9 protein-coding genes are annotated in these 12,395 nt (G+C 61.2%); 4 read left to right on the top strand and 5 right to left on the bottom strand.

Annotated elements, in window-relative coordinates; translation table 11 throughout:
* Positions 1-86: 86 nt before the first annotated feature.
* Positions 87-455: a nucleotidyltransferase family protein gene (locus BP737_RS06100; protein WP_292407386.1), complete on the bottom strand. Its 369-nt coding sequence runs from the start codon at positions 453-455 to the stop codon at positions 87-89.
* 682 nt (positions 456-1,137) lie between these two features.
* On the opposite strand from BP737_RS06100, the gene BP737_RS06095 reads away from it, so the two are divergent.
* The 3 genes from BP737_RS06095 (at position 1,138) to BP737_RS06085 (ending at position 9,123) form a co-directional block, all read left to right on the top strand.
* Positions 1,138-2,073, top strand: coding sequence for a DUF3344 domain-containing protein (locus BP737_RS06095; protein ID WP_292407389.1), 936 nt, complete (start codon positions 1,138-1,140; stop codon positions 2,071-2,073).
* A gap of 430 nt (positions 2,074-2,503) precedes the next feature.
* Positions 2,504-8,746, top strand: coding sequence for a DUF3344 domain-containing protein (locus BP737_RS06090; RefSeq protein ID WP_342686014.1), 6,243 nt, complete (start codon positions 2,504-2,506; stop codon positions 8,744-8,746).
* A 152-nt stretch (positions 8,747-8,898) separates the two neighbouring features.
* On the top strand, positions 8,899-9,123 hold the full coding sequence (locus BP737_RS06085; protein ID WP_292410365.1) for a hypothetical protein: 225 nt from the start codon (positions 8,899-8,901) through the stop codon (positions 9,121-9,123).
* Between the two features lie 110 nt (positions 9,124-9,233).
* Here BP737_RS06085 and BP737_RS06080 read toward each other — a convergent pair whose 3' ends face one another.
* On the bottom strand, positions 9,234-9,419 hold the full coding sequence (locus BP737_RS06080; protein ID WP_292410363.1) for a type II toxin-antitoxin system HicA family toxin: 186 nt from the start codon (positions 9,417-9,419) through the stop codon (positions 9,234-9,236).
* 25 nt (positions 9,420-9,444) lie between these two features.
* Positions 9,445-9,669 (bottom strand): type II toxin-antitoxin system HicB family antitoxin, encoded by a 225-nt coding sequence (locus tag BP737_RS06075; RefSeq protein WP_292410361.1) that lies wholly within the window; start codon positions 9,667-9,669, stop codon positions 9,445-9,447.
* Between the two features lie 253 nt (positions 9,670-9,922).
* Here BP737_RS06075 and BP737_RS06070 point away from each other — a divergent pair, with 253 nt between their 5' ends.
* Positions 9,923-10,264 carry a helix-turn-helix domain-containing protein gene (locus BP737_RS06070; protein ID WP_394339362.1) on the top strand — a complete coding sequence of 114 codons (342 nt, stop codon included), beginning with the start codon at positions 9,923-9,925 and terminating at the stop codon, positions 10,262-10,264.
* Here BP737_RS06070 and BP737_RS06065 read toward each other — a convergent pair.
* Positions 10,193-11,146, bottom strand: a complete 954-nt coding sequence (locus BP737_RS06065) for a nucleoside recognition domain-containing protein (RefSeq protein ID WP_342686013.1) — start codon at positions 11,144-11,146, stop codon at positions 10,193-10,195. The genes BP737_RS06070 and BP737_RS06065 overlap by 72 nt on opposite strands.
* A gap of 203 nt (positions 11,147-11,349) precedes the next feature.
* Positions 11,350-12,123 (bottom strand): YIP1 family protein, encoded by a 774-nt coding sequence (locus tag BP737_RS06060; protein ID WP_292409574.1) that lies wholly within the window; start codon positions 12,121-12,123, stop codon positions 11,350-11,352.
* Positions 12,124-12,395: the final 272 nt, after the last annotated feature.

The raw sequence follows: 12,395 nt of genomic DNA, 5'->3' as shown, positions 1-12,395 counted from the left end.
GAGAAGAACGAAGTTCTTCGAGGATGCACCCTCCCGGCTGAGGTGTTTGGGGACGACCTCTCTCATATGTCAGTTCCCTGCCGACTTCACGGAAAAATGCAATCTCGTCCGTGATGTGCCGAAGAAAGAGATCGCCACGCCTCACACCAGGCGACTTCCTGCTCGATATACGGCCGGAGGTGTCGGTTGAGCCCCAGTTCAGTGACGAGGTCCACCCGACGGCAAAAGAGGGCCTCCAGGTAGAACGCGAGTTCCATGGAGTTTCGGAACGTCGTCTGTCCGGGTGCAAACTCGATCAGCACATCCACATCGCTCCCGGGCCGGTCAACGCCTGGGGCGGTCGATCCGAAGATGCCGATCTTCGCCACGCCGAACCGCTCCCGGAGCAGCGGGAGTGCCTCCTCCAGCCTGTCAACGAAGATGCTCTTCTTCCTCCGGCGGACCTGAGTTTTCATACGGGTTCCGCCTCCTCCTGATGGTATCCGGGAGCGAGGAGATGATGAAGATTGCCCGACGGGGGAAGGAGATGAGTACCGGGACTCCTTAATTTGAGGTTGCGGCGCGACGTTCCGACAGGATGATAATGTACGGGTACGAACAATAAAGACGGTCCTGTCCTTATTCAACCATCTCCTCATTGGGTTTTACAGGGCCATCCTCCTGCGCCGGACGGGTTCCGTCGCCTGTTCCGGCGCAGTAGATCGCACACTCTTCCGATCCGGTGTTTTTACAAACGTTTTTTCCAGATACAGGCGACCGGGTTTTCTCCTGCATCCGGAAGGGGCCTTCGCGGCCCGATGGAGATTTCCGGGAGCGGCGGCATCCCGTTGGGCAGGAGAGAGCGCTCCCGGGCGGTACGGCGGGGTTCCCGCGCGCCCGGCTGCTTTTGGACCGCGCCGGGCACGACCTCCTTTGAGAATGGTACCGGGTGATACCGATTGGTATTACCAATTTACAGATTGTAATTACTAATTAAGTCATAATTAGAAGAATATCAGATAAAATATTAAATAAAAAAGTATTTATTGTACTAAAATGATCTCCCTCATGCCGGGGGGATGGCCCTCCGGAATCTAAACAAACCAAAGAGGAGATGGAAAAAACATGAAAACAACCAGACAAGGTATGCTGACGGGCATGCTGGTACTGATCGTGGCGCTCGCGATGGCAGCGCCGGCATCGGCAGACCCGTGGATTGGAGGAGACCCCCTTGTCACCGCGAACGGAACGTCCGGAGTAGTATCCGGCGGCCTCTGGTTCGACATGTACGGGGATTTCGAATCTGCGTACCCGACTCCGATCGAGAAGGAGTTCAATTTGCCGTTCGATCCTGAGGAAGTATTCGATCCTGACGATATTGTCTGGGCGCGGCTCTACGTGGACTCCTACATTGGGAACATGAGGAATAATTATCCTCTGAACACAACCGTGGAGTTCGATGGTGGGTCGGGTTACGTGACACTTGGCTCCGAGATCATGAACACGAGTTACACCTTCCCGGAGGGCAGCGGCGAGGACGGGACAATCTGGATCAACAACTCCACCCGGGTGACGAGCGACCACCTGATGTGGTACGACGTGAAGGATCAGATCACCTCATCAAATGTCGCGGCGCGCGTGCACACGGCCAGACCGGACGGCGGCCAGCCGTTCGACGGCAGGGTGAAGATGATCACCTTGGTGGTGGCGTACAACGACGGGGATTATGACCAGATCTACTACTGGGTGAACCAGGGCCACGACACCGACTCATATGTTGCCGATGCTAACGGTTACTCTTACATCGGGGAGACCGACTTCAGCACATCCGGGATCACATCTCCCATTAATGCAAACCTCACTGCCATCTACCTGGCAAGTTACAACGGGAACTACACTTTTAACAGCAACGCCCTTCCCTGGGCCAGTCCATCGACTTGGCCATATCTAGGTTCTCAGAGTTGGGACGTCACCAGCTACATCACCGGCGGAGACAGTTCCATGACGTTTGACCGGAACTCCACCGATTCCGGCTCTTATAGTGGCTACTTCAAGATCCCGCTCGCCCTGCTGACGGTGGAGGAGGAGGAGTAAGCGCGCAGTTTCGCGGCAGGATGCCGTGACGCAACGCCGACCCCGCAATTAGGGGTAAACGACGCAAAACCGGTCGTCGGCCACTCGGCCGACGATCGACACCTACGTTTTTTGACCGGCACGGGAGCCCGGAGAACCGCCGCCTCTCCCGTTCCGGCAACATCCGGTCCGGCATGATTGCCCGCCTGAGTGGCACGAATCTCCAAAGTTTGTGCCTAAACTAATAAATTTATAATAAATATTATGATCAGGTATGAATGATCAGATTTTATATACAACTAAATAATATTTTTTGATCATCCTGTTTGACCATCAGCGCCCTCAGCCACCGGGCCGGAATACCGATGCTGCCGGGCAAGATGAAACACAAAAGGAGCTGAAAACGATGCAACGAACATTTCTGATTCTTTGCATAGCCACACTGCTATGCATGACAGCACTCGCCGCACCCGTAGCGGCGGCGACGACCACCGAGACGTACCAGGCAGACGCCGACACGTACATCCGATGGGGTGGCGCGGTTGGAGAGACAAACTATGGTACCTCCACGAGTCTTTTTATTCGACAATCCGGCGATCCCTGGGGAACTTCGACTGGAGCACTCTACAGGAGCCTTATCCACTTCGACCTCTCCTCGATCCCCGAGGGTGCAACGATCGAGTCGGCGACACTCCACGGATATATATCCAGCAGGATGGGCGACAGAGAGGTCGCCGCATACCGCGTGACCGGAGAGTGGACCGAGACAGATGTCACATGGAACAATGCGCCTTCCAACAATACGCAGCCAACCAGCGTAATCGACCCTGGTCCAACAGCGAATGTCTGGATCGGCTGGGACGTCACGCAGGACGTACAGGCTTACGTGCAGGGCACCCCGAATTACGGGTGGCTGCTCGTGTTTCCTGACGAATCCACACCCCTCACGGAGCAGAGATCCCAGCTGAGAAGCCGTGAGTATTCCGACTCCGCACTACGACCCTACCTGAACGTAACCTACTCCACCGGGAGCGTCGCGCCAGTCCTGACTGTGATCGAGGTTTCCCCTGCGATGACGAACCTGGCGGTCGGCGGAACGCAACAGTTCACCGCCACTGCGAAGGACCAGGACGGCATCGAGATGATCGACGTCACGTTCGACTGGTCGAGCAGTAACGAGACCGTCGGCACGGTGAACCAGACTGGATACTTCACCGCTCTTGCGGCGGGGACGACGACCGTTACCGCCGCCGCGGAGGGCGTGAACGGGTCGGCCATGGTGACCACAGGCGCCACACCCGCCCTGACAACCATTGAGGTATCTCCCGAAACGGTGAACCTGGCGATCGGCGGGACGCGACAGTTCAACGCTACCGCGAAGGATTCGGCCGGGAGCGAGATCTCCGGCGTCTCCTTCGACTGGTCGAGCAGCAACGAGACCGTCGGCACGGTGAACGAGACCGGGTTCTTCACCACGCTCGCCGAGGGGACGACGACCGTCACCGCCGCCGCGGAGGGCGTGAACGGGACCGCACAGGTGACGGTCGGTCCGGCCGCCCAGGTCGATCTCACCATCGCCGGTGTCGTAAACCCGGCACTCGGCTCCGCGGTCTTTGCGCGGGAACCCAACCCTGTCGTGGTCCGGAACATCGGGAACAACGGGGAGGACGACGCGACCAACGTCGTGGTCGCCGTGTATGCAAGCGACGTCGCCAACGGCACCGTCGCGGTCAACACGACCACCATCGAGACGATCCCGGCAGGGTCACAGATCGCCGTGACGAACATTCTCGACCCCACGATCCGCGACCTCCAGGGCGGCACGGTGAGGTACTCCGCCGCCGTGGACCCCGACAACCTCATCCCCGAGACGGACGAGACCAACAACTTCAAACTCGGGTTCGCCGATAAGAGTGTTCTTTACAACGGCTATAAGGGCAAGACGTACTGGGATGGCGGCAGCAACGTCACCACAGCGCGGACCTACGACATCCGCGGCGACATCGTCCACTCCTTCGGCGACAGCCAGTATATGTCCGGGAGTTTCGGTACGGGGGGCTGGACGAATTACACCGTGACCTGGACGGCAGGCAACCTCTCACTCCCGGCGGGTGCGACGGTCCACGACGCCTGGCTCTACGTGCCCTACTGCTGGGATAACTCCAATCAGGCGCCCGACAACGTCTCGATCGACTTCAACGGCGTCCGGGTTCCCTACGTGGATTGGTACCACGACGCATCGAACTTCGGGATGTACGGCGATCACGTCTACGGCCTGATAACCTACAACGTGACCGATCTCTACGAAGCCGGCGCCAACAACACGGCGCTCTTCACGCGAACGGATGCCGGCGCCAAGATCTCGCCGGCCGGGTTCACCCTCGCCGTGATCTACGAGGACGATTCCGCCGCCAGGAAGCAGATCTTCGTCAATGAGGAGTTCGATATCCTCGGCGCCGATCCACAGAACTACGGCACGAATATGACCGAGGCAACGGCGTACGTGCCGTTCTCCGGCATGACCATCGAGAAGGAGGACGTCGTCCGCGCGAACCTGACGACGTTCGTCCCGTGGGGCAACGACGGCGAGGGCAACCTCTACTTCAACGGCGAACAGGTCGGGGCGGGGGTCTGGAACTTCGGCCCGCGGACGGTCGGTGCCTCCGACAACTCGCAGGTGGCCGTGGACGAGCGCGAGGTGACGACGCACCTGAACGCGACCGGGAACGAGGCGGCGATCCAGGGAGACGAAACCTGGAAATCGCCGACGATGGTCGCCGGGCTGACCTTCCTCGTGGTGGAGTATGCCGACGATACCGCCGTCCCGACCGCGAACTTCACGGCGAACGTGACCGCCGGTGAGGCCCCGCTTGCGGTCCAGTTCAACGACACCTCCACCGGTTCGCCGACCTCCTGGGCCTGGGACTTCGGGGACAACACGACTTCTGCGGAACAGCACCCCGTCCACACCTACGCCACCGCCGGTACCTACTCGGTCAACCTCACGGTCACGAACGCGGCCGGCAGCGACACCGAGACGAAGACCGACTACATCACGGTCACCGCCCCCTCCGGCGGCGATGTCCCCGACCTCACGGTAAGCACCCTCGCGTCGAACAACGGCGAGGTCTTCTCCGCCGCCGGCAACACCTACACGGCGACGATCACCAACATCGGCACCGGCGACACCGGCGCATTCTTCGTTGAGTTCAACGTCAGCGGCGTAGCCGGCACGGTTACCGTCACGGACGGCCTTGCGGCCGGCGCCAACACCACCGTCACCTGGACCGACGAGACCGTGCGCAAGGCGGGTGACATCGTGACGATCACCGCCGTCGTCGATGCGGAGAACGCCGTGACCGAATCGAACGAGGAGAACAACAGGCTCAGCATCGAGAACACTGTCGTTGACAACGGCTACCGCGGCAAACGCTGGACCGGCGGCGACGATCTGACGACACAGGCGTCCTTCTCGGGGCGGTATGGCGTCGTCTACTCGGCCGGGGACACCGCCTACAACGGGGCGTCGTGGACCGAGCGGACCGGGAACTGGACCGTTACCGATCTCCCGATCCCCGAAAACGCCACGATCGTGAGCGCCCGGCTCTACCAGGGCTACACCTACAACAAGATGGGAGGCGATCCGGCATTCACGCTCTCGTTCAACGGCAATACGGTCACGCCCGCGGCGACCTACCGGGATGTCAAGAACTTCGGGTCGTACAGCTACCCCTACGGGCTGTACGTCTATGACGTAACCGATCAATTCGATCCCGCCGGCAACAGCATGACCCTCATCCCCGAAGAAGGGAACGACTACGGTCTCTACGGCGCCTACCTCGTCGTCGTGTACGAAGACGCCTCGGAGACCGAGAAGACCATCCTGATCAACGATGAGTTTGACATGCTCTATGCCCGTGCCTCCTATGCAGCCACGTCCGACGAAGCAACGGCGTATGCATCCTTCCCGAGCGTCGATACCACCGACCTCCTGAACGCCCGGGCGATTGCCGTCCTTTTCTCGGCCGGCGACGCCGAAAAGAGTAAGTTCTTCTTCAACGACCGGGAGTATCCCGGGTTCTGGATAGACTACCAGACAGGCCCGCAACTCGGGTTCTCCGCCTACAACGTGACCGATGCGGTTCTGGACGGCGCGAACGAGGCACGCCTCCAGAGTTACGATCCCGGCTCGAACGGCGACAACATGTACGCCGCCACCGCCATCCTGATCCTCGAGTACCCGGCTCCTCCCGGCAGCATCTTCGTCACCTCGACCCCCGCCGGTGCGGCGGTCTGGCTCGACGGGGAAGACACCGGGCAGGTGACCGACACCACGCTGACAAACGTCCCGGCCGGCGACCACGTCGTCACCCTGAAACTCGACGGCTACGCCAACGCCTCGACGCCGGTCACGGTCGCCGAAGGCGAGATGTCTGAGGTCGACCTCGCCCTGACCGACCGAATCGGCTGCCTTGAAGTCACCTCGACGCCCGACGGCGCCGCGATCTTCATCGACGGGGAGGATATGGGTGAGGTCACCAACGCCACCATCGACGGGGTCGGCGTCGGCAATCACAACGTCACCCTCAAGAAGGGCGGCTACGTCGACGCCGTGGCCGGAGTAACCATCACAGAGAACGAGACCGCCACCCTCCACCTCACCCTCATCGAGGCCACCGGGAGCATCGCCGTCACCTCGACGCCTACCGGCGCAACGATCTGGATCGACGGCATCGAGACCGGCCGGACGACCGACGCTACCCTCACCGACATCCCCGCCGGAGAGCATACCGTCACCGTGAAGATAGCCGGGTATGCGGACGCGGCGGCAAACGTCACGGTCGAACACGGCGAGACCGCACCGGTCCACTTCGGTCTTGTCCCCCCGACGGGGAGCATCGCCGTCACCTCGATTCCCGACGGCGCCAGGATCTTCCTCGACGGCACCGAGACCGGTGAGATGACGAACGCCACCCTGACGAACGTCCCGCCCGGCGATCACACCGTCCGCGTGGAACTGGACGGCTACCAGACGGCAGAGGAGATCCTGACCGTCACGGCGGGGGAGACCGTGTCCTGCCACCTCGACCTCGAGAGGGTCATGGTGATGCCGGTGGCCGACTTCAGCGCCGACGTGACGAGCGGCGATGCGCCGCTTGTGGTCCGGTTCACCGATGCCTCCACAGGAAACGCAACCGCGTGGGCCTGGGACTTCGGTGACGGAGGGACGTCGCCCGACCAGAACCCGGTCCACGCCTACCTGACCGCAGGGACCTACACGGTCACCCAGACGGTCACGAATGCCGACGGGAGCAACAGCACGGCGAAGACGGACTACATAACCGTGACCCTGCTACAGGGCGACCAGACAGTTGATACGCCCCTTGATATCCCCGGATGCACCCTGACCCCGGCAAGCGGCGGCAAGACGCAGGTTGACATCGACCTCGCCGAAACCGACGCCAGGGTAAGCGGGAACACCATTACCATTCCGCAGGCGGCCTACACCCTGACGATTGAAACGGAAGATGCTCCCACAGTCGAAAACGGCACGATTTCCGGGACGATAGCGGCCATCCACCTCGATACCCAGCCGGTTGTCACGGAACTCGGGTCGGTCGGCGCGGTCAGCGCCTCCGTATCGGTGGACCTGACCGGCCTTCCCGACGGAGCCGGCCTCACGACGACCATCTCGCAGGAGGTCTCCCCCGATGCCCGGAGTGCCTTCCAGCTCGCCGCAAGCACCGACGGGCTGGACCTCGGCGACGTCGCCTACACAATGAACATCCTGAGAACGAGCCTTGAGAACGGCCAGGACATCGCCGGTGCCACGATCCGGATGACGGTCAGCCCCGCGTGGGTCGAAGCCCACGGCGGCGTGGACGCGATCCGGATCATCCGGTCCGCCGAGGACGGCACGAAAGAAGTCCTCGCAACAAGGCTCGTCGGCACCGATGCCGGTGGAAACATGGTCTTTGAAGCCGCATCATCAAACGGCCTCTCAATCTTCGGGTTGGCAGTGGTCTCGGCGGTACCGCAGACAACGCAGTCCCCCGCATCCGGAGGCGGCGGCAGCTCCTCGACGGCGGTCAGTGCGGCGAGCACCCTCAAGCCCGGAGAGAGCGTCACCCTCACGGTGGACAGGACCGCCGTCTCGGCGATCACACTGACCGCGAAGAACGCGGTCAACGACGTCATGGTGACCATGGCGAAGGGCTCGCTTCCACGGACCGCCGAACTCCCGGCGGGCACCGTCTACCAGTATGTCGAGGCGACCCTCTATAAGGCAGCGGTAGAGGATTTCAGCGGCATCCAGTTCCGGTTCGCCGTGCCGAACACCTGGCTCGCGGAACACGGTTGCACCGCAGGAGATGTCACGCTCTTCCGGAACACCGGTACCCGGTGGCAGGAGATCCCGGTTGAGGTGCTCGACGAAGAGAACGGCAAGGCAGTCTTTATCGCGAACACCGACGGGTTCGGTCTCTTTGCGATCACAGCGGCCGGCACGACCCCCGGTGTCGGTTCCCCGACACCGGAGCCCGGCGAGACCGAGACACCGGTCGGGACGGAGACCGCGGGAACCACGGCTCCACCGGCCGACGAGACCCAGGCGACGCCCCGGCCCACCCCGCTCCCGGTGTGGACGGCACTCCTGGCGCTGGGACTCCTCTTCTTCCTGGTGAGGAGAGACTGAATACCTTTTTTTGGCCGTTGCTGAAACCCAATTCTTGTCATCCTTTTTCTCGGGCTTGCCCGTCTGACGATGCCCGGATCGGCGACCCCGCCACCCTGAGGGTGTCGTGGTACAACCCCGGGACAGGCGCGTGGCAGGAGGTCCACGCAACCGTGGACCCGGCAACCCGAACCCTGACGGCAGAGGTCGCGCACTTCAGCCTCTTCGCCCTGATGTGGACTGCCGCACCGCCGGCGGAGGCAACCACCGGTCCGGTCGGTACCGTGCCCGGTGAAACGCCGTCCGGTTCGGAGCAGCCCACGGAAGGCGAAGCCCCATGGGCGCTCATCGCGGCCGCGGTCCTGGCGGCGGGATGGTACTACCTCAGGAAGCAGTGACCCCGCACCCTCTTTTCTTCGCTTCAAAAAGAATTTCGGCCGTTTGATGGGATCTACGCAAACGGCACCGCATGAACCCGAAGGGGTCGCTTTGAACACAATTCAACCCCTCACTTGAAGGTACGCCTGAATTCTTCCCTATCAATCCCGGCCTGCTTGAGGATACCAATCAGGGTGCCTTTCTTCAGCTCACGGTGCAGAGGTACGGAAAAGACCCGCCATTCTTTCTGCACGACAACATGGGACGAGGTCTGCCGCTGCGGGATGAAACCATACCGGGCAAGGTACTTTACCATCTCTTCCCCGGAAATGACCGGCAGCCTATGTGACATCAGCTACGTCGACCGTTGATATCTCGCGACGGGCGACTGATCTCTTCCGGTACAGTTCTTCCCGCTGCACGTCAAGAACGAGTTCTATTGCTTCTTTGATGTTGGCAAGTGCTTCTTCCCGCGTTTCGCCCTGGCTGATCGCCCCCGGGATCTCAACGCACTGGACGGTGAACCCACCCTCTTCCTGTGGTTCGAGCACTACCGTATATTTCATGATCATATCATTGATCACGTGGATTAAAGTTTTTTGGTAGTTATCCCGCGGGGCTCTCGGGGAAGACCCCACCTAAGGGGTGGGGATGACACGGCACAACCCTTTGGGTTGTGCCTGTCAGGAAGATACTCCGCATCTTCCGTGAAGCGGCGCCCCTTCTTCGGGTTCACTTCCCCCCGCATGGCTCACATTAATCCTATTTGGGGTCCCGCACGCCTCTATCGTATGGTTTTGCGGGGCCTACCGGTACCGGTTGTATCCAACTGCCGATCAGGGAGTCCTGATCGCCAAACAACTCGGGTGCTGCCGGTTCGTGTACAACCGGGGCTTGAACCTCACGAACCGGACCTACGAGGACGACGGGGTGAGTTTGTCTGCATACGACCTCATCAACCGCCCCCCTGCTCTCAAGGCACGGCACGGTTCCATGAAGGGGTGCGTGCCGGCCAACGGGCGGTTTCAAGATCCCGGACGGTCTGGAAGGCCCTTCCCGTCACCCGGGGTATGCCGACGCCGCTCCCTCTCAGAACAGAAGAAACACCAGAGCGACCGTGACCACCTTCGCGGCCATGCTCGCCGCGTAGGTGGCGATTGAGACCCTGACGCCGAACCGGCCGAAGAGCGAGAGGTAGAGCGGCACGGAGTACTTGACGTAGATCAGGGTGACGACCACCATGCTCCCGAGGACGAGCGTCACAAGCGCCGTCTCAAGCGTGAGAACACCCCCGCCGAGCAGGGACGCAACGATCGCATACCCTGCCGAGAAATGAATGAACTGGGCCACGAGCGCCGCAGCACTCTCTCCCGGGAGGCCGGCGGCCCGGAGGAGCGGGTCGAACGCAGCGGCGACGCCGTCCATGACCCCCGTTGCGGAGAGAAGGGCAAAAGCAATCAGCGCGGCCAGGGTGATGGGGACGACCCGACGGAGCGTCGGGACCGCCTTCCTGCACCCGGCAAGCACGACCCCGCGGTTGAGCGCAAGAGCGGCCGCGGGTGCTGGCGACGGGACGGAAGACGGCGCGCGGCCAGGGCCCGCGAGGAACCGGCGGCTGTAGAGGAGAGCAAAAAGCGCCTGGATGCCGCTTGAGAAGAGGTTCAGCCCGGTGTAGATCCCCCCGACAACCGGGCCGAGGAGGACCAGGGCCGTGGGGAGCTGGACGCGGAAGAGCGACTCCCCGAGCACCACCGGGAACGCGCCCATGATGAGGACCGGGATCACCTCCCGCTCCGCCACCATCCCGTCGCGGTAGTACTCGGCGAGCATCGACTTTCCCGCCGTGGCGTTGACCCCCATCGCGACGATCGAGAGGACGCACGCGTCGGAGAGGCCGGAGATCCTGCAGAGCGGCCCAGTGAACGACGAAAGACGGGAAAAGACCCCTGTCTCCGCGAGAATGTTCGCGACGACAATGCCCACGGTGACCAGCAAAACGGCGTTTATTGCGGAAGAGATCACCTGCACGGCAACCCCTGCCACCCCCTACTCCTGTCCGCCATATTCAAAACTCCTGAATTCCCAAAAAAGGAATACGATATACTATAAAATAAATAATAAGTATTACTATCGGCGACCGCAGATACTCTCCGCGACCATGGGGGAGAGAAGAGAGCAGTCAACTATCCTCCTCTCGTCGAGGGACCGTGTCGATCCTCCTACCGCGACTTTCGATCCTTTCGGTTCTACGGCATCTGTCCGCTCATGACGAGCAGCAGGATCTGCAGGCCCACGGGAACCGCCATCAGGATCGCCGCGGCCTTCATGGAGATCCCTGCGGCCTGCTTCAGGCCGAACGCCATGATCGCCCCGCCCCAGAGTATAAAGATTACCAGCAGCCCTTTTGCAACGGCAAAGAACGCAATCATGATCGTGCTCTGCTTCACTTGATCGATGACCTGATTGTAGCCGGCGAGCGCCTCTTCCCGCGCCTCACGTTGCAGCGATATTACATGCGGCAGCAACTCGTGAGCCTTCTGCATCTCAGATGAGTTCTGCGGGTCCAGGTACGCCCTCATATCGGCCTCGGCATCCACGTACTCGGAGTATTTTTCCCCGGAGGGAGGAGCGATCCCAGCCATAGGCCAGACAACTGCGAAGAGGACCGAGAGGATGATGTAGCCTGCAACCACCGGAACCCTCCCGTACCCCGAGACGGCGAGAGCCTTCCTGAAGAATCCCTGCCGGGGGCTTCCGGCAGGTCCCGGTGAAAAGATCCAGAAGTAAGCGGCCAGAAGCACCCAGATGACGCACTCGGTGATGAGGCATGAGATCGGCACCACCGGCATGGCCGGGTCCAGGAGACCCTGGTAAGGAATGAGCCGGTTGATGGAAGAGATGAAGAGGCCAACGAATCCTGCCTGGGCTACAGCGGCGGCAACGACGACGGCGGTGGGGAGCCATAAAGTTACTTCCCCGGAGAGGCGTTCCTGAAAGAATTTATCAGAATGAAGGTCCATGGAATGTTCCTCCCACGGTGCCTGAAGCGCACGGGGTCATACTGATATCGTACACGTCCCTGCCTATCTATGTTCGGAAATTACCCTTGGCTCCGGGGCGCTGTGAGGCTGGCAGATCGACGGCCGAGACGTTCTGCCCATCACGGCATAGGGGAGGCGATATAGGCACAAATTTTCCAGCAGTGCTTGAGCTTTGCTCCCGAGGACACACGGATACTGGGAAAACCGGGGTTCTTTGACTCTGGGACCGGGGAGAGCGACCAAAGGGAACT

It is taken from the genome of Methanoculleus sp. UBA291, from assembly GCF_002499755.1.
Lineage (GTDB): Archaea > Halobacteriota > Methanomicrobia > Methanomicrobiales > Methanoculleaceae > Methanoculleus > Methanoculleus palmolei.
This window is presented reverse-complemented; position numbering and strand designations above follow the sequence as displayed.

Coding starts and splice junctions, on each gene's coding strand:
- BP737_RS06100 (WP_292407386.1), bottom strand. CDS start 455: ATGAAAACTCAGGTCCGCCGGAGGAAGAAGAGCATCTTCGTTGACAGG.
- BP737_RS06095 (WP_292407389.1), top strand. CDS start 1,138: ATGCTGGTACTGATCGTGGCGCTCGCGATGGCAGCGCCGGCATCGGCA.
- BP737_RS06090 (WP_342686014.1), top strand. CDS start 2,504: ATGACAGCACTCGCCGCACCCGTAGCGGCGGCGACGACCACCGAGACG.
- BP737_RS06080 (WP_292410363.1), bottom strand. CDS start 9,419: ATGGTAAAGTACCTTGCCCGGTATGGTTTCATCCCGCAGCGGCAGACC.
- BP737_RS06075 (WP_292410361.1), bottom strand. CDS start 9,669: ATGAAATATACGGTAGTGCTCGAACCACAGGAAGAGGGTGGGTTCACC.
- BP737_RS06060 (WP_292409574.1), bottom strand. CDS start 12,123: ATGGACCTTCATTCTGATAAATTCTTTCAGGAACGCCTCTCCGGGGAA.